The sequence below is a fragment of the Pseudoalteromonas sp. P1-11 genome (genome assembly GCF_001399995.1).
Taxonomy (GTDB): domain Bacteria; phylum Pseudomonadota; class Gammaproteobacteria; order Enterobacterales; family Alteromonadaceae; genus Pseudoalteromonas; species Pseudoalteromonas atlantica.
The window spans coordinates 21826-40594 of record NZ_LJSP01000011.1 but is presented as its reverse complement, the minus strand read 5'-3'; the positions used below and the strand labels follow the sequence as shown (position 1 = coordinate 40594).

The following is an 18769-nucleotide window of genomic DNA, read 5'->3' as shown; positions in this document are numbered from 1 at the left end:
TGGGTCATGATGGACTTGAACCATCGACCAATGGATTAAAAGTCCACTGCTCTACCAACTGAGCTAATGACCCGCTCTTTTTGCCGCATTTTGAGTGGGGTAACCATTCGTTTGCTGCGGGCGCTTATAATACTTATTTATAAAATGAGTGCAACCGAAAATGTCTCTTTTTTTCAGTTTTTATGCCTAGGTGAGCAAAATTAAAGCGTTTGTGCTCAAACTACATGCAAATACAAGATTCGCCGAGTATTTCTATGTAGTTTGAGCTTTAAATACACCGCTTAAATGCGTCCTAATTAGCTAGACGCTCGGTTGCAAGTTTTGCAGCAGTTGTACTTGGATATTGGTTAATTAGATCACCCAATATTTTTTGTGCCTCTTGATTTAGGCCTTGCTCTTGTAAAAGCGTGCCTAACTTTAACATGGCATCTGGTCGTTTATTTGAGTTAGGAAACTCATTAACCACAACTTTAAAATGCTCACTTGCTTTTACACCATCATTTTTAATGGTCAGCAACTGCCCAAGCCAATAATGTGCATTAGAGGCATACACAGAATTAGGATAGGTTGTTAAAAATGTTTGAAACTCAGGAATAGCTTGGTCGTAGCGTTTATCTTTCATTATTAGCGCTACTGCACGCTCATACGCTTCGTTTTCAGATAAGTCACTGCTATAGGTTTGTGCGTCGCTCGATTGCGTGTAATCGGTTGCAGGCGCAGCAGCGGGTTGTGTGTACGCTTGGCTTACGCGGTTTTCTATTTCTTGATAAAGCTCACGCTGGCGCTGAAGTACTTTTTCAAGTTTATAACTTTGCTCTTCAGTAACACCGCGAATTTGGCTTACTTCATCTTGAAGTAGATTAAGTTGTTGCTGTAATTCAACTTGTAATAAGTTTCGCGACTGCATCATGTTTTCTAGTGACGCTAAACGCTTCTCTATGCTCGACTGTGAACTTGCAGCTTCTGAAACAGGAGCGGGAGCAGCCAAAACTTGGGTGCTCCCGCTCAATATCATGGCTGCCAAAATAATTTTCGGCTTCATAATATCTCTTATCTTAGTAGACTAGTACCGCACGGCGGTTTTTAGCGAAAGCTGACTCAGTGCGAGATTTAACCATTGGTTTCTCTTCACCGTAGCTAACTACTGACATTTGGCTAGCAGAAACACCTAAGCTTTGTAGGTATTTTTCTACAGCTTGGCCACGGTGCTCACCTAGTGCAATGTTGTACTCAGGTGTACCGCGCTCATCAGCGTGACCTTCAATTAATACTTTTACTGAAGGGTTCTGAACTAAAAACTCAGCATGTGCACGAAGTAATTCTGCGTACTTGTTCTCAACAGTTGCTTTGTCGAAGTCAAAGTAAATAATTTGCTCTTGACGAAGCGCTTCATACTTTTGACGAAGTTGCTCTTCTGCTTGTTGTTCAGGTGAAATTGTTGCTACTTCAACTGTATCCGTGTTTGTTGATTGCTCAACTGCACTTTGATTTGATTGGTTAGCTGCGCCTTCATCAATATCTGAAGATGAGCTACAAGCGGCTAATGTCATTACTGGCACAGCGATTAGCAGGCCTTTAAGTACTTTGTTAAGTTGCATTGAGTAGATTCCTATTTTTGAGTAAACCAGCAAATATTACTGTAAATATGGCGACCAAGCTGGTGCCTTTACTTGTCCGTCTAGCACGGGTAAACGTGCTTTAAAGCGACCGTCCATCGATACCAGCGCGAGTACCTGTTTATTATTATGAAGCGTGCTATAAATGATCATCGAACCGTTCGGCGCTATGCTCGGTGATTCATCAAGGCGAGTTCGCGTTAATACTTGAAACGCACCTGTAGCCAGCTCTTTCTTAGCAAGATGGTACTGCCCGTTGGTACGGTTAACCATCACTAATTCTTTACTGTCTGGCGTTATAGAACCTGCTAGGTTCATATCGCCGTCGAAGGTCAATCGTTGTGACCTACCAGTTCTTAAATTTAACTTATAAATCTGGGCATTACCACCCCTTTCAGATGTAAACACAATATCCTGGCCATTTGGATACCAAGATGGTTCAGTATCTATACTACGGTGGCGTGTAAGGCGTGTTTCTTTACGGGTTGCTAAATCTAAAACGTAAACTTCGGTTGCACCTGTTTTATCTTTAGAAAGCACCAATAACATTTTTTTGCCATCTGGTGAAAACTGCGGTGCACCGTTAATACCGCGGTAACTAGTGATCAGCTCACGCTTACCTGAGTATAGGTCTTGAATGTAAATTTGGCTTTGGCGGTTTTCAAACGTTACATACGCAAGCTTAGTACCATCTGGTGACCAAGCTGGCGACATTAACGGCTCTTTTGAGCGCAATAATACTTGCTCGTTAAAGCCATCGTAATCGGCAACCACTAATTGGTATGGCTTAGCTTGGTCTTCACGTACAATTACATAAGCAATTTTAGTTAAAAACGCGCCTTTTTCACCGGTTAGCTTTTCATATACTACATCGCTTATGCGGTGTGAATAACGGCGAAAGCCACTTTCACCAATTACGCTTTCGCGCGCTTCTAAAATATGATCTTGGCTTTTTACTAGTTTACCGCTGCTCATCATTTGAGTTTGGCCACCGGTAATTTGCCCACGAATAACATCAACTAATTCGTAGCGTACTAAGTAACGCCCATCAGTTTGTTGCTCTACCTCGCCTACTACAACCGCTTCTACACCTTGGTTTACCCATGCTGCGTAGTCAATGTCGCCGTCTTTATTAGGAAGCTGTGGCATTTGTGCTACATCTACCGGTTTAAACTTACCACTGCGCATTAAATCTGCAGCAATTACATCGCTCAATTTTTGTGGAATTGGGCCAACACCGTTGTATTTAAAAGGCACAATGGCAATAGGACGTGCGCCGTCTACACCTTCAGTTATTACAATTTCAAGTGCCGCATTTGCTACACCCTGAAACCCTAATAATATAACTACAAAGGCTATTTTAATTTTGCTGAACATATCATTCCTTTAAAATTCTGGCTTGATTGTTAAATTAATATTCTTAAGTTGCTCGAATACGTCTTTGTCTTTAGATACAGGTAATGTATCGGCCATGCGCACAGCTCTAAGTGCAGCTTCACACACTAGCTTATCACCCCCTAACGATTTAACTTGCGTTACTAAACCATTAAACCCAAGACGAATATTTACTCGACACTGTTGGTTTTTCATTTTTTCATCAATCAGTAAGTTTTGCTGAATGCGCGCCATAATTAAAGCACGGTACTTATCAACTTCGCTCACTACTTGCTGTTGGCGTATTTTACTACGTGCAGCCTGCTCTTTAGCAAGTTGTTCTTGTAACATTTGCTCTTGCAGCGCTTGCTGACGTTTACGCTCGGCTTCTTTTGCACGTTCTTTAGCTTCTGCTTCACGCTTTTTACGCTCTGCTTCGGCTTTTTTCAGTGCCTCTTCTTCTGCTTTGCGTTTATCTGCAGCAGCTTTAGCGGCGTTTTCAGCTTCTTGCTTTTGCTTTTCAGCTTGTTTTGCTTTAGCACGCTCTTTTTGTTCAATTTCACGCGCTTTTTTAGCTTCAGCCTCAGCTTGTGCTTTTTCTTTCTCTTTTGCTTTGCGCTGTTGCTCTAACTTTTTAATATTACGCGCTTCGGCTTCACGCTGTTTACGCGCATTGGCGGCTCTGCGTTCTAAGTCGCGAATGCGTTTATCTTCAGCGCGTTTTTTAGCATCTTCTTTTATTTGTAGCTCAGCAATTTTTTGCTCAACTTGTTTTTGATCAACAGTGACCGCCGAAACCGCATTATCAGGCTCAGGAATAGCCGAATTAAGAGTCACTTCCATTACTTTAGGTGCCGGTGGGTGTATATTTGCAGTTGCCCACAAAAAGCCCCCTAAACCTAAATGTAAAAGTACTGACTTGATTATAGAACTATTCATGTTACTACTGTGTCCCCTCAAAGGATTCTGTCATTAAACCCACAGATGGTACGCCAGCATTCTTTAAAAAGTCCATTAATAACAACACTTCTTGGTAAGAAACCTTACCAGAGCCTTTAATCATTACTGGTACATCAGGGTTTTTCATTAGCTGAAGCTTAATAACCGCGGCCACATCAAGTGCTTCCATTGGTTCCTCTGGATCAGTCCCTATGCTTACATAGTACTTACCTGCCGAGTCAATTGAGGCAATAATGGGTGGCGTGTCTTTAGTATCAACTAAATCCGACTCTTCCATTTTTGGTAAATCAACTTTTACACCGTGAGTAATAAGCGGTGCTGTTGCCATAAATATAATTAGCAATACCAACATTACATCAATGTAAGGTACTACATTAATTTCTGCGACCGGACGGCGCTTCTTACGCTGATACATTCGCTTTAGCCTCTATTTGGGTAGCTGCTTGACGGTGTAAAATATTGGCAAATTCTTCCATAAAGTTGATGTAGTGTGATTCTAGTTTTTCAACTTTATTAGCAAAGCGGTTATACGCAATAACAGCCGGAATAGCCGCAAATAAGCCCATTGCCGTTGCAATAAGTGCCTCAGCAATACCTGGCGCTACCATTTGTAATGTTGCTTGCTTCACTTCACCAAGTGCTATAAAGGCATTCATAATACCCCACACCGTACCGAATAAGCCGATATATGGGCTAATTGAACCCACTGTTGCTAAAAACGATAAGCTCGATTCTAGTTTTTCGATTTCACGCGACAGTGCCACACGCATAGAGCGATGTGTACCTTCCATTACAATGCCAGCACTTTGAAAGGTGTTCTTTTTATGGCGTGCAAACTCTTTAAAGCCTGATGTAAATAACGCTTCAATACCATGAGATTGACCGCTACGTGATGAGATTTCGTTGTATAGTTTGCTTAAGTCGATACCTGACCAAAATTTTTGTTCGAATTTTTTTGCATCAGACAAGGCGTCGCTAATTGCTTTTTTGCGCTGAAAAATAATTGCCCATGACATAACAGACATTGCTACTAGCGCTAGCATTACTAACTGCACAAGCAAACTGGCTTCTAGAATTAGATCTAAAAAATTAAGCCCTGATCCCACGTTAAACTCCTAAATAATTTCAAAAAACGTCAATTTGGTTATTTTGTGTAAATAAGACCATTGTAACGGCCATAAGTTGCATCTAGTGTATCGAGTCAAGGGTTTACTGACAACGATATTGCTATGAATTGGCAACAAAAAACGTTAAACATACGCTTAATCGCTTGTTTGTTTCTAAAACGCGACTACCGCGTTTAGTAAAACACAACTTAATACTACGAAAGTGCGTAAATATACGCAGTAAACTTAATAAAACGCACCGTTTATTCATAAAAAGTGCATAAGCACGCAAAAGTAATTCACGCCACGTTGCATGTACTAATATAACTAATACTGTAATAATACAGCTCAGACCAGTTATTTATTAATTTTCAGCCACTTATAAAGTTAACGAATAATTAACGTACAAGATTCGAACAACAAAAAAATTCATCAGATTAGTTTTTCTTATCTGAAATTTTAAATTTTCTAGTTTGAACAAAAAATGCTTATTCCGTATTATTCTCCCATACCGAGCTTACGCACTGAATGAAACATTTTTCATTAAGCCAAGTTCTTAGTAATAGGATTTTTAATCGTATTACATTGTTTTACTCTTTTTGGATAAAACCTGATTAAGTAAAACGTAGTTCCCTGGATTACTTCCTTCAACTTGTTGTTTGCCCGCATTATATGCGGGCTTTTTTTTGCCTAAATTTTACCGCCAACTTGGCATATAACCGGTATAAATTACACAATCGGTTTAATTGCCAACGGTGTATTTACTATCTTTTTTTACCAGTTCGTATCATTAAATTATCTACTTTCAGTAAAAAGCATGTTTATAACAAGGTAAAACTTATTAACACGAATAGTGCTACATCTAGTCTCTTATGTTGCTACTGCTTTAAAGCTAACTGGTTTTAATGGTACGCAGCATAGCCACGCCAGTCTTAACGTTAAGTGAATTACAAAACGATTTTAATTTATTGGTTACATTTGCAACAAAGTGGATGAAAGCTGAGTAAGTTTTAAAAAACTATACTAATTTTCTTAATTAAGTGAGCTATGTTGAGGCTGGAAAAACGTGTTGATAGCTAGGCAAAAAATTCGCTATTTCGTTGTTCTTGGCAATTGCTCCTGCACTGCAATACATTCTGCATGCAGTCGTAAATGAGAGTTTTTAACGCAGGTAGCGATACGTTTGCCTCGTAAAATGATTAAGTGTTATTGCAAATTGGTATTACATTTAACAGAGGAAGTAGCCCGCTACATTTTCTGTAACAGGCTAAAGAGGGGTTAATCTTGTTTTGGGAGTAAACCAAAGTGATGATACGCATTGTCTGACACAATTCGCCCGCGCGGTGTGCGCTGTATAAAACCTTGTTGAATTAAAAAAGGCTCTATTACATCTTCAATGGTTTCTTTTTCTTCGCCTATGGCGGCGGCTAAATTATCTAGCCCTACAGGCCCACCCATAAATTTTTCGATAATGGCAAGTAAGTATTTACGGTCCATGTAATCAAACCCGCTTTTATCTACGTCAATCATATCAAGGGCAAGCTCGGCAACTGAGGCATTTACTGTACCATCTGATTTTACTTGCGTGTAATCGCGCACACGACGTAATAAGCGGTTAGCTATACGCGGTGTGCCTCGTGAGCGTTTTGCAATTTCGGTAGCGCCATCGTCGCACATTTGTAAATCTAGGTAATGTGCAGAGCGCCCCACTATATGCGATAAGTCAGCTACCGAGTAAAACTCTAAGCGCTGCACTATACCAAAACGGTCTCTAAGTGGTGAGGTAAGTGAGCCTGCGCGTGTTGTCGCGCCAATAAGCGTAAACGGCGGTAAGTCTAATTTAATAGAGCGTGCAGCGGGGCCTTCACCAATCATAATATCGAGTTGGTAATCTTCCATTGCGGGGTAAAGTATTTCTTCAACTTGCGGGCTGAGTCTGTGTATTTCATCAATAAACAGCACATCGCCTTCTTCAAGGTTGGTAAGCAATGCAGCAAGATCGCCGGCTTTTTCAAGTACTGGGCCTGAAGTGGTTTTAATACTTACATTAAGCTCATTGGCAACAATATTAGCAAGCGTGGTTTTACCTAAGCCCGGCGGGCCAAATATTAATAGATGATCGAGCGCTTCACCGCGGCTGCGCGCTGCCTCTATAAATATTTCCATTTGCTGCTTAACATGCGGCTGACCTTTGTAGTCGGCTAAAAGCTTGGGCCTTATTGCGCGGTCTATGGTGTCTTCGTTGGTTTTTTCGCTCGCGTCAATTAAACGATCTGCTTCAATCATGGGTTACTCACAACATTGATTTTAAAGATTCTTTAATAAGAACCTCAGTAGACATATCGGGTTTACTTACCGATTTTACTGCTTTTTGCGCCTGTGGCAATTTATAACCAAGCGCAACAAGTGCCGATACGGCATCGTCTGCAGCATTATTGGCTATCGTTGCATCGCTAGGAGGCTCTATAACGGCATTATCGCTAAATGGCGTAAATAAATCGTTACCCCAATCTTTTAAGCGGTCTTTCATTTCTAGCACTAAACGCTCAGCGGTTTTTTTACCCACACCCGGTAATTTAACCAATGTTGTGGCATCTTCGTTGTTTACGCAACTAACAAATTGCTGCGCCGACATGCCCGACAAAATAGCTAAGCCTAGTTTAGGGCCCACACCATTTGCTTTTAATAGTTCTCTAAAAAGCGCGCGCTCGGTTTTATTATTAAAGCCAAATAATAGTTGTGCGTCTTCGCGTACTACAAAGTGCGTGTACACTATGGCGTTTTCGCCAATATTGGGTAAGTCGTAAAAACAGGTCATGGGCATTTGTACTTCGTAGCCTACGCCGCTTACTTCTAATAAAATTTCAGGCGGTTGCTTTTCAACTAAAGTGCCATTTAAACGGCCAATCATATTTATTTCCTTAAACGTCCTCTAACGGTTTTGCTTGCGCTACCCGCTAGTTTTATTAAATTTTGTTCTGAGTGCGCATGGCAAATTGCAATGGCAAGCGCATCGGCCGCATCGGCTTGCGGTGTGCCAGGTAATTTTAAAATATTTTTTACCATGTGTTGCACTTGCGACTTATCGGCGCCGCCATTACCTACCACGGCTTGTTTAATTTGCCGTGCTGAGTATTCAAATACGGGTAAGTCGGCCATAGAAGCTCCCACTATGGCGGCTCCTCGGGCTTGGCCAAGTTTTAGCGCGGCATCCGGGTTATGCGCCATAAATACTTTTTCTATGGCAAAGGTTTCGGGGGAGAACTGCTCTATTATTTGCGTGATCCCTTGGTAGATCATTTTTAATCGTATGGGGAACTCATGCTCGGCTAATTTAATGCACCCGCTTCCTAAATAGGTAAATTTAGCGCCTTGATGCGCAACCACACCATAACCGGTTAAACGCGAACCTGGGTCTATCCCTAAAATAATGGCCAAACAGCACACTCATTATTGTTATTTTTCAATAACGGTAATAATGCCAGAGCACTGTATAAATTACCAGTGGCGAGTAAAAACAAAAACGCCCGCAACTTAGTACGGGCGTTTAGCGTTAAAAGTATAGCTTAGGCTAAAGCACGTACTAAACCTTGGGTATTTTGTTTAAGTTTACGGGCAATCATAAAGTAGCCAAGTGCGGCTACAAATACCCCGCCCGACACAGGCCCTATTAGCCAAATTGCCGGGTGCAATTTACCGGCTAAGTCAAACATTTGCTGCTGAACAATCAATAAGGCTACATCACTAAATAATGCAGCTACAAACCCGGCTAAGCCACCTAATAGCAAAAACTCATAAAGCGTCGCATTTTTTATTAGCCGCCCTTTGGCGCCTAAAGTTCGCAGTATTACTATTTCTTGCATTCGCTCGCCAAGGCTCGCTTGCACCTGAGATATAAGCACTAATGCGCCACACAACACCACAATAGCAAGCACAAAGCCAATAGCTAACGACACCTGCTCAATGGTTGATTGTATTTGCTTAACAAAGTTATCTACATCGATGGCGGTAATGGTTGGATAGCTGCGCAGTAACTGGCTAAACACTTTCTTTTGCTCTGGCTCTATACGCACAGATGAAATATACGTAGCCGGAAAATCTTTTAGCACATCGGGGCTTAAAATAATAAAAAAGTTGGGTTTTAGCGTCGCCCAATTTACTTTACGCACACTGGTAATTTTAGCGTCAAATGATTGCGCACCAATTAAAAATGTTAAAGTGTCGCCTATTTCTACGTCTAGGCGCTCTAACATAGACTCCTCAACCGATGCCTCACCCACTGCGCCTTCGCCAAACCACTGCCCTTGCACAATTTCGTTTTGGGCTGGCACATTATCAAGCCAGGTTAGATTAAGCTCACGGCCTATGCCTGAACGCGCTTCTTCATCTTTTTTCTCGTTATCTTGCAACGACACTTTACGCGCAACAAGCTCGCCATTTACCGCATTTACTCGCCCACGAATGGTTGGATAAAAATCCGAAACTAAAATATCGTTCTCTGCTAGGTAATTATTTACAGGCTCAAGTTCGTTTTGCGTAATATTAACTAAAAATGCATTAGGCGCATCGGCGGGTAATTGAGACTGCCAATCTGAGATCATGTCATTTTTAAGCACAATCAAAAACAATAGCAATTTTATCGCCAATGAAAAGCTAATAAGCTGCACCGCATTTACGTTGGCACGCTTTTGTATAGAGGCAATGGCTAACGACCAACTATTGCTTGGTTTTAAACCTAATTTACGGCCACCGCCAAATATTAATTTTGAAATAACAAACAAAACCGCAATCAAAGCAAGCGTGGAGACAAATAAAATAAGCGTTATTTTAATGTTGTTACTAAATAACCACATTAATAAAAACACCGTAAGCGCGCTTAAACCTAAGTGCACACGGCTTACCGCTAGTCTGTCGCCTAAATTACGGCGCAATACTCTAAGCGGTGGAATATCAAATAAATCAAGCAGTGGCTTAATAGAGAACATAACCGCACATATAACACCTGTGCTAATGGCCACCAGCCAAGGTTTAAACCCGGCGGCAGGTAAGCTCATATCCATGCTTTTTGCTAAATAACCTGTGGCTATTTCTTGTAAACCGTAGCCTATGGCTAAACCCACAATAACTGCTAAAGCACACACCATGAGTAAGTGCATAAAATATATTTTACGAATTAATGCACGGCTTCCGCCAAGTGTTTTCATCATTGCTACGGGGTCGTATTGGCGCTCACAATAACGCTTTGCCGACACAGCAATAGCAACCGTAGCCAAGATAATGCCCAGCAAACCGGCCAGTAATAAAAAGCTTTCGGCACGGTTTAAGCTATTTGATATGGGCGACTGCCTATCTTTTACGCCATACCAACGTTGGTTTTCCGCCATTTGCGGCTTTAACCATTCATAAAACCGCGTTATATCTGATTCATCGCCTGCATAGAGCTGGCGATAATTTACTCGGCTGCCAGGTTGAATAACCTCAGTTTTTTCAACATCAGCAATATTTATAAGCACTCTGCGGCTGCTCGAAAATACATTAAACGGCGCATCTGGCTCTTCAACCACCACTTTTTCTACATTAAATACTGCTGCGCCTAGCTCTACTTGGCTGCCAATATCAATATTTAAGCTGTAAAAAACCGATTCGCTTAGCCACACATTGCCAGGCTTTGGGCCGCCCTGCGCTACTTGTGTTTCGCCAAGCAATGATGATTTTACTTTTAACTCGCCTTTTAACGGGTATTCGTTAGACGCCGCTTTTACCGAGGTAAATTGCATCTCGTCGTTGGCAAATAACATAGTGTCAAAGTAGATCATTTGCGCAGTTTGTAAGTTTTCTTGTTTGGCTTTGCTAATAAACGCCGTATCTAGCTCATGGGCGCTTGCCAATACTCTATCTGCGGCAATAAACGCGCTACTTTTTTGCGCTATGCTTTGTGCTATTCGCTCAGTGACCATAGACAGTGTAAGCACCGTTAACACCGCCAGCGCAATGGCGGCACTAATTACCGTAAGTTCGCCGCGGCGAAATTCACGTGCAAATAATTTAAGTGCTAACTTAGCCCACATTCGCTACGTCCTCTTTTGAGTTTTTAACTAAGCAGCCCGCTTCAATTTGTACAATATGCTGGCACTTTTGCGCGAGTGCTTCATCGTGAGTTACTAAAATTAGCGTTGTGCCGTGCTGCTGGTTTAAATCAAATAATAGTGACTCCACCATTTTGCCGTTTTTACTGTCTAAATTTGCAGAGGGCTCATCGGCAAATAAAATTTTAGGTGTGCCAATAAAAGCGCGGGCAATGGCTACACGTTGCTGCTCACCACCAGAGAGTTGCGATGGGTAATGATCAATACGATGGCTCAGCCCCACTTTTTCTAATAGGGCTAGAGCTTGCTCTTTGGCATCGCTTTCGCCAGCAAGCTCTGCCGGCAGCATCACGTTTTCAAGTGCGGTTAAGCTTTGTACCAACATAAAAGATTGAAATACAAAACCTACTTTTTCAGCACGCAATGCCGCGCGCTGCTCTTCATCTAATTTATGTAGCGGCTCGCCATCAAGGGTAATTTCACCACTGCTGGCGGTATCTAGCCCCGCTAATAAACTTAATAACGTGGATTTTCCTGAGCCAGAGGTGCCAACAATAGCAACTGACTCGCCATGCTTGACATTAAAGCTGATGTCGCTGAGGATGGGCAACTCACCTTCGAAGGTAGAAACTACTTTAGACAAACCATTTACTTGAATAATATTTAATTGAGAAAGCGCTGACATATGACTCATTCAATCCTACGTTTTGTATTCGTTTTATTTTTAGTTATCAAACCACTTAGTGCGGCGGCCGACAACACGATTTTAATACTTGGAGACAGTTTAAGTGCAGCCTATGGGCTTAAACAAGAGCAAGGCTGGGTTAAATTGTTACAAGATAAATACGATGCAGAGCAGCGTAATATAGAGCTAATTAATGCCAGTATTAGTGGCGAAACTACCGGTGGCGCTTTACGCAGGCTAGATGCCTTACTGGCGCAATACCAACCAAGCCATGTACTTATTGAGCTTGGTGCTAATGATGGTTTACGTGGTTTTCCGGTAACAAAAATGCAGGCCAACTTAACGGATTTAATCGAAAAAAGCCAAGCTGAAAATGCCATGGTCGCGTTAATGGAAATTTATATTCCCCCTAATTACGGGCCGCGTTACAGTAAAATGTTCACTGACAGTTTTACACAAGTAAGTGAAAAAACAAATGCTCATTTACTTAACTTTTTTATGCTTAATGTGGCAGATAAGCCAAACTTAATGCAAAGAGATCAATTACATCCAAATAAAGAAGCACAACCGCTGATACGCGATGAAATGTATGACTCGATCAATCAATGGCTAAATAAAGATTAGGGCGTGTTGTTTGGTGGCTTAACATGCGCTGCACGGCATGTGCTTACTAAGGGCGATACGCCCTTAGCTTAAAGTTTTTTAGCTCATTTGCACAATAAACACGCAAACAAACAATCACTTATTGATTTTTAATAAAATATACGTACTATTGCAAACAACGTCGGTATGTAGCGCAGCTTGGTAGCGCACTGTCATGGGGTGTCAGGGGTCGCAGGTTCAAATCCTGCCATACCGACCATTTAACCTCCTCTTTATTTCTTTTTCACTGTCATTTTTCTGTATTACCTTGTATACCTAGCATTAAATACTATGTGTTTAAGGATGACTTATGAAAAAACGTATTGTGTTTCCTCTGCTTTTATCTCTTTTTATTTCAAGCTTTGCGTTTGCCCAAGGTAGTTTTCGACTTAAAAACGGAAATCTATTAAGTGTGGGTAAAACTAAATCTGACATTGTAGCTGTAGTGGGCGCACCACTTTATAAAGATGTGCTTAATGAGGCTGTTGATATTGGTAATGGCGACAATTTAGTTAAAACAGAAGAGTTTACTTATAAACTAAAAGGCTCGATTGGTGGGATGTACATTGTATTGATCCGTTTTGAAAATAATATTGTGACCAGTATTAGTTCAAAACAAGTCGACAGGCTTTAAATATTTTAGAGTTAGTTTTAAGCAGTTAAAAGCGCCATACGGCGCTTTTTAGTTTTTATTAGTGTGTACGCCCTACGCCGTTACGCACCATGTCTTTACCGTTTTCAAATACCTCGGCTGTTATGCCACGCGCCAGTAATAACTGTTGTTTGTCGTCGAATACTGCAACAAAATGGCTGCCGTCTTTATTGCTTGTAGCCATACCTACACCCGATACACCTTTTAAGCCTAAGCCGCCGTTTTCTACCATAACTAAAAAGTTCTCTAGCTCTGCTAGGTTGTCGATTATGTCGTGCTCGTTATTCATAAATTGCTCTTTGTAAAATCTGCTTGGTTAATGCCTATTCGCAAAACGTAACCACTAAATTAAGCGAATAGGTATAAATTACTTGGGCGCTATTTTATAGCCGATTAAAATAAACATAAACCTTTGTATCGGGTTATTAAGTATATTTAGTACTAGCGCTTAAGGTTAAAAGCGCTCTACATTCAGTGACAAATTACTTAACGCGCAACCATACGGCAGGGTATTAACGCGGTAATAATGCGTATTTTTTGTAGCAGTTAAATTTATTAAAAGGTCATCTTGTTGCCCTACCGCACTTTGCTCTTGGCTTAGGCACATAGCTTGCGTAAGCGAGCGTAGTTTTGAATCGGTTAAAATATTGGCAAATCGCTGTACCGGTAAAGGCGGTATTTTAACAGGCGCTAATGCTTGGCTAATGGTGCGCTCGCTAAGTTCAAACCCGGCATTAGTAATATCTATTACACTGCGAGCAGGCCAGTACGAGTAGTTATAGCTGTTTGCTTTTTGCTGCGTACTTAAATGCGCAACCCCACTTTGCCCTATTACGGTCATTAAATTTCCTTTGTTGGATTTAATAACAACAAGGGCTGTGTTTTCATCAATACCAAAACCGTGCTTAATATCACCGTTTTTTTGCTTTGCGGTATTTAATGTACCCGCTAGGTTTAACGTTTGATTTTGCTCACTAAAGCGGGTACTCAGTGGCCCATAGGTAAACGTGTTTAACCCGTTAAGTGCATTAGGTTGTGGGGTAAGCTTTGCTTTTAATACCGCTTCGCTTTGGTGCAGTGAAAGATAGACGTTTTCGCTTTGTATTTTGCTTCCTGCACCTAGCCCTACAATAACTGGGCGAGTTTTAAGCGCATTCGTCCAGGGGTAGGCAGTATTATTTTCATCATACAGTGCTTTTAAAGCATTTTTAGCCTTGCCGTCGCTAAATAAAACACCGGTACTGGTGTTTATTAAATTAACTAACGCCTCAACCCCATTATTACAAAGTGTTTGCTCAGCCTTTGTGAGCTCAGGGTATACATTGCTGCGATTATACAGGTTCATTTGTGAGTGACGCAGCGCCGGTAAATCACTACAGGTATTGTTAGTAATTGCTTTAGCAAGTGCAGGTGTAAGCGGCAACCATTGGCTGGTTACACCTTTTGGTAAAAGCGATTTAAGCGCCTCTACCTGTGCGTATGGGTCGCGCTGGGCTGCGCTAATAATTAATAAGGTAGGTGTTGGGTTAGCAACCTTTAAGCTCCCCGCTATAAATTGCAATATGCCGTTGCTTTGTGGCTCAGCTTTTGGGGTGGTGTTTGCATGAGGTTGTTCGAGCATATCAAACACAAAGTTAAACTCTTTCTTTGTTAGGCTATTAAGTTGCTCGTTGTTTATATCTCGCCATTGCCAAAGCAGCTCACTTTTAGAGACTGCGTTTGCATTTTTGCTACTAAGGGCACGTAAGGTATTTAAAACATTTGCTTGGTTATTTGTATTGTTAGTCGGCCAATTTAATTTTATTTGCTCAATATTAGTATTGGTTACCTTAAACACGCTTTGTGACTTTGAGTTATTTTGCGTATTGCAACTTTGCGCCGTATTAGCACTGCAACTATTAATGGTACTACCGGCTAAAATAAGGGTTTGATCTTGCTGCTGGGCAGCCCCTTTAAATGAAAATAAAGTAAATAAAACGAATATAAAGCTCACTCGCTTAGTAAAAAAAGCACGGGTACGCATAACGCTCTCAAAAATGATCTAAATAGGCGTTAAGTTTAACAGCATGTAATGGCAGGCTAAATAGTAAATGTGGGTCTCAATGATTGCGACACATGGCATTAGTGTATAAAGCAAGTTTGCCTGCTAGTTAAAAAAGCGCGATGTGCGTTTTACGCAGCCAATACTCTTACATTTAACCATTAATCTTACTTATTAAGCTTACTCTGTTTTACAAACAAATTAGAGGCTATATCAATAGGGTAATTATCGTTTATTAGCTCGCTAATAAATTCAGAACACGCAGATGGCGGAGCAATTAAATAGCTTTTATGCTTAGCGCGCGTGATCCCTACGTACAATAAACGTCGCTCCTCTGAATGATTAAAGGTATCTGGTGCGGGCAATAATGCCTCAACAAGTAAATTGCCCGGATTATTACTTGGAAAACCTAACTTGCCCTGCTCAAAACCTATAATAATACAGTAATCGGCCTCGAGTCCTTTAGAGCCATGCAGTGTCCAAAAGTGCAGTGGGTTAGCAAAGTTGTTACCTGCTAAGTGCTGCTCTACCTCATTAAGCATAAACCGATAGCGGCTCAATATGGCAATACTGGCTGTGTTATTATTTTTATTAATTGTGGCTATAGTTTGCTGCACTTTTAGTGCTACTGACTTTTTACCTTGGTGTAAATCGTCAAGCAAAACAACTTGAGGGGTGCTTACTTGCGTATGTGTGGTGATGTGCTTTTTATATTGTTCAGGGTTTTGCATTACAAAGCGCCCCGCTACCTCACTAATACTGTTGTTATATCTAAACGTTTTTTGCAATAACGTGAGTGAGTGACTGCCTATTAAATCGTTAAACTGCGTGGTGAGCGCCAAATTACCGCCTGAAAACCGATAAATAGCCTGCCAATCATCGCCAACCGCAGTAAAACAAGGTTGTGGACCACTCTTTATTAACGTATTTAAAAACGCCATGCGTGCGCGTGAAATATCTTGAAATTCATCAACTAAAATATGGCGCCAAGGTACACTTACCTCCCCCAATTTAACCGCCTGAGCTGCGCTTGCAATCATGTCGTCAAAATCAATAGCATCTTGCTCTTTTAATTTTTCGTAGTATGCACGCTGCATTGCCACCAATAATGTTGCATAACTTTTATGATTTATAATGCCACTTTTAGCTATTCGCGCTGCAATTTGAGCGTTAGATAGTTGCTCACCCCGTATTGCGCTTAGGCAGTTTAAGTACTTATTTATATTTTGCTTTAACAGCCCTGTTGCAGATAAGCGGTCGTACACTGCCTGGTTATCTACGGGGTTAATGTGTACTTTATGTTTTTGTAGTTGTGCTTTTAAACGCTGCTCAAGCTGACCTTCTTGCCAGTTATAATGAAATGTTTGCACCAACGCATGACCCTGTTTTTTATGGTGCGCGCGTACATATTTAATATGCTCGCTATTTTGCAAGTTAGCCGCGTGCTGCACTGAATTACCTTGCCTATCTGTCACAAAATGCGCCAAGTAAACCTGGTGCTGTGGCAAGTAAAAATCGGCGGTGTCATCATTTTGGTAAGTGTGTTCAATACCATACATGTAAAGCCAGTTGGCAATTAATAAGAGCTGATAACTGCTTACTTCTAGCCCCGATAGGGTTTGATAGGTTTGTGCTTTTATTGTGGTTTTAGTTGCGGTTCTAGTTTCGGTATTGAGGCTATCAGTAGGTTCATACAGGGTCTCAACAAAGGTTTTACAAAAACGTGAGTCTGTTTTTAGGGTATTACTAAGCCACTGGGTAAACCATTTATTAAGCGCCATAGCATCGTTTGCAAAAGGCGATAAGCTACGTGTTTTATTAGCGCTTTGCAGTAACTTAAGCCCCAGCGCATGAAAGGTTAAAATAGTAGGCGGCGTAACGTTTAAATTTGCTTGCTGCGCCCTTAAATTAAAGCGTTGATTTAATTCGTTTGCCGCATTTTTATTATAAGCAAGTATCAATATTTGCTCGGGCTTTACACCACCATGGGCAATTAAATCCAGGGCCTTTGCAACCATTACTGAGGTTTTGCCAGTGCCTGCGGCCGCTAGCACTAAATTTTTGTCGTTATTGCGTATAACAGCAAGGCGTTGCTCATGTGTGAGCGGGTTTGATTCAACCACATTATAAAAGTCGGCTCTTGCCGTTAGTGTTTTTTGCTCATAACTTTTACGTAGCTGCTCTGTGGCATGCGCTACTGTTGGTGAGCTACTTAAAATAGTTAAAAACTTAATATTAATGGCCGATAAATGCTGCTGCCATAGTGCAGGTATTGCGCCGTACTGCTGTGCCAGTGGAAACACCGCCGATTTTAATAACGGCACGTTTGAGTCGCGAAGATACTCGTTTGTTGCATAACGTTTTACAAGCGTTTTTGCTGTATTCACTTTTTCTTCTAGGTGATTGGCAAAAACGCTGTTTAGCTGCTCACTAAGCGTTTGAGCCTGCTGTTTATTTAAAAAGCTAATTACCGTTTTTTTATTATGGTTGAGGGTTATTTTCCCGCTAAACAGGCCTTTTTTAAATTGTGTAAAATTAGTAAAGTCGCTAATTAAATAGGCGCGTGAAGTAGTATTTTTAAAATGTATAACGAGTGAACTTTGCTTAATAGTAACGGTGCTAATACGCGTAAAAAAACGTCCTAACCAGCTTGGAGTGGCAATAAACTGCGCCATAAAACCTTGAATAAACTAAAATTAAAAAATAAATTTTATCACAGTTTAAACGCCAAGGCGCGCCGCGCCTTAAAAGTGGCAGCCTGGTTAACCAAAGCATGTACAAGCAGGCCTCATAAATAGCCCAAAGGCTGTGTACATTGGGTGTTTAAACTGCGGTAAACTCCTCCTAAAACAATCAACAGGCCTTAAGTATTTACTCTAAACAGGTGTTTAAATTTGCTTAAACTTTACGTTTGAATATTGAACAAATTGCACTATTGGTTTAATGTGAAGCTTTTATTAAACGAGAAATAATATGGATTTAACTAAGGAAGAGTTAAGTTTTATTTCGTCTGTTGTAGGCAGTAACAAGGACAATACAAACGATAACTCGCAGCTTAGCTTAAAAACGGCTTTGCCAGATACACTAAAAGGTTTGTTGTCTCACGCTAAATTAACCATGTTAGCTGAGGTGGGCCATTATCAGTTGTGGTTTCCGCTTGAGTTTAAGCTCAACGATGACGGCTACTTAAACCCCGTACTGAGTGCGCCTGAGGTAATTGATACCGAAGGTGTAGACAGAAGCTGGCGTTATTCAGACCTGCATTTACAAAGCGAGCGCTTTTATGTGCTTTCGCTCTCAAGCAGTGGCGTGCTATTAAAGCCGCGCGATCATCGCTATAGCCTTACCCACGCGCAACATATTACGTTTAAACTACCCAATAAGAAAAAAGTCACTCTACTTATAGATTTAGTCCGTAAAACTAATTTAGGCTATGCCGCAAAAATTGTCAGTATCAAAAGTGGTAAAGAGGCATTACGTGAGTATTTATTTGAGAAACATAAACGCGAAAACGCCACCTTGTACGAAAACACGGCAGGTGTAACTGAGCATTTCTAGTTGCAGGCTGTTAATTGCAGCGATAAGCTAACGCCTTTATAAAGCGACA

General features: G+C 41.1%; 17 protein-coding genes and 2 tRNA genes. 4 read left to right on the top strand and 15 right to left on the bottom strand.

Annotated features, from left to right (window positions below; genetic code table 11):
- The 12 genes from AN390_RS15810 to AN390_RS15755 all read right to left on the bottom strand — a co-directional run bounded on the left by AN390_RS15810 (position 1) and on the right by AN390_RS15755 (position 11827).
- Positions 1–73: transfer RNA gene (locus tag AN390_RS15810), tRNA-Lys, on the bottom strand.
- Between the two features lie 219 nt (positions 74–292).
- Positions 293–1042, bottom strand: a complete 750-nt coding sequence (ybgF, locus tag AN390_RS15805; protein WP_004587278.1) for a tol-pal system protein YbgF — start codon at positions 1040–1042, stop codon at positions 293–295.
- 13 nt (positions 1043–1055) lie between these two features.
- Entirely contained in the window at positions 1056–1598 is a 543-nt protein-coding gene (gene pal / locus AN390_RS15800; RefSeq protein ID WP_004587277.1) for a peptidoglycan-associated lipoprotein Pal, read from the bottom strand.
- Between the two features lie 36 nt (positions 1599–1634).
- The gene (gene tolB, locus AN390_RS15795) at positions 1635–2993 is read right to left on the bottom strand and encodes a Tol-Pal system beta propeller repeat protein TolB (RefSeq protein ID WP_004587276.1); all 1359 of its coding nucleotides are present in this window, start codon (positions 2991–2993) and stop codon (positions 1635–1637) included.
- A 9-nt stretch (positions 2994–3002) separates the two neighbouring features.
- A complete protein-coding gene (gene tolA / locus AN390_RS15790; protein ID WP_055255325.1) occupies positions 3003–3929 on the bottom strand; it encodes a cell envelope integrity protein TolA in 927 nt (308 codons plus the stop codon).
- 4 nt (positions 3930–3933) lie between these two features.
- Positions 3934–4365, bottom strand: a complete 432-nt coding sequence (tolR, locus tag AN390_RS15785) for a protein TolR (RefSeq protein WP_004587274.1) — start codon at positions 4363–4365, stop codon at positions 3934–3936.
- Complete coding sequence (gene tolQ / locus AN390_RS15780; protein WP_004587273.1) at positions 4352–5056, bottom strand: protein TolQ; 705 nt, start codon at positions 5054–5056, stop codon at positions 4352–4354. The genes tolR and tolQ overlap by 14 nt, the downstream gene beginning before the upstream one ends.
- 1278 nt (positions 5057–6334) lie before the next feature.
- Complete coding sequence (gene ruvB / locus AN390_RS15775; RefSeq protein ID WP_004587272.1) at positions 6335–7342, bottom strand: Holliday junction branch migration DNA helicase RuvB; 1008 nt, start codon at positions 7340–7342, stop codon at positions 6335–6337.
- A gap of 7 nt (positions 7343–7349) precedes the next feature.
- Positions 7350–7967 carry a Holliday junction branch migration protein RuvA gene (ruvA, locus tag AN390_RS15770; RefSeq protein WP_054983649.1) on the bottom strand — a complete coding sequence of 206 codons (618 nt, stop codon included), beginning with the start codon at positions 7965–7967 and terminating at the stop codon, positions 7350–7352.
- Positions 7968–7969: 2 nt separating this feature from the next.
- Positions 7970–8494 carry a crossover junction endodeoxyribonuclease RuvC gene (gene ruvC, locus AN390_RS15765; protein WP_004587270.1) on the bottom strand — a complete coding sequence of 175 codons (525 nt, stop codon included), beginning with the start codon at positions 8492–8494 and terminating at the stop codon, positions 7970–7972.
- 128 nt (positions 8495–8622) lie between these two features.
- Positions 8623–11124 carry an ABC transporter permease gene (locus AN390_RS15760; protein WP_055255324.1) on the bottom strand — a complete coding sequence of 834 codons (2502 nt, stop codon included), beginning with the start codon at positions 11122–11124 and terminating at the stop codon, positions 8623–8625.
- Positions 11114–11827 (bottom strand): ABC transporter ATP-binding protein, encoded by a 714-nt coding sequence (locus AN390_RS15755; RefSeq protein ID WP_004587268.1) that lies wholly within the window; start codon positions 11825–11827, stop codon positions 11114–11116. Before AN390_RS15755 ends, AN390_RS15760 begins: the two co-directional genes overlap by 11 nt.
- On the opposite strand from AN390_RS15755, the gene AN390_RS15750 reads away from it, so the two are divergent.
- From AN390_RS15750 to AN390_RS15740, 3 genes are all read left to right on the top strand, one after another.
- On the top strand, positions 11828–12451 hold the full coding sequence (locus AN390_RS15750) for an arylesterase (protein WP_024032180.1): 624 nt from the start codon (positions 11828–11830) through the stop codon (positions 12449–12451).
- Between the two features lie 161 nt (positions 12452–12612).
- Positions 12613–12689: transfer RNA gene (locus tag AN390_RS15745), tRNA-Pro, on the top strand.
- Between the two features lie 90 nt (positions 12690–12779).
- Positions 12780–13103, top strand: coding sequence for a DUF2845 domain-containing protein (locus AN390_RS15740; RefSeq protein WP_055255323.1), 324 nt, complete (start codon positions 12780–12782; stop codon positions 13101–13103).
- A 58-nt stretch (positions 13104–13161) separates the two neighbouring features.
- Here AN390_RS15740 and AN390_RS15735 read toward each other — a convergent pair whose 3' ends face one another.
- The 3 genes from AN390_RS15735 to AN390_RS15725 all read right to left on the bottom strand — a co-directional run bounded on the left by AN390_RS15735 (position 13162) and on the right by AN390_RS15725 (position 17837).
- On the bottom strand, positions 13162–13410 hold the full coding sequence (locus AN390_RS15735; RefSeq protein ID WP_004587250.1) for a hypothetical protein: 249 nt from the start codon (positions 13408–13410) through the stop codon (positions 13162–13164).
- A gap of 165 nt (positions 13411–13575) precedes the next feature.
- The gene (locus AN390_RS15730; RefSeq protein ID WP_055255322.1) at positions 13576–15144 is read right to left on the bottom strand and encodes a hypothetical protein; all 1569 of its coding nucleotides are present in this window, start codon (positions 15142–15144) and stop codon (positions 13576–13578) included.
- 185 nt (positions 15145–15329) lie between these two features.
- Entirely contained in the window at positions 15330–17837 is a 2508-nt protein-coding gene (locus tag AN390_RS15725; RefSeq protein WP_055255321.1) for a UvrD-helicase domain-containing protein, read from the bottom strand.
- A 298-nt stretch (positions 17838–18135) separates the two neighbouring features.
- On the opposite strand from AN390_RS15725, the gene AN390_RS15720 reads away from it, so the two are divergent.
- Entirely contained in the window at positions 18136–18720 is a 585-nt protein-coding gene (locus tag AN390_RS15720) for a hypothetical protein (protein ID WP_024032189.1), read from the top strand.
- The last annotated feature ends 49 nt before the right edge of the window (positions 18721–18769 follow it).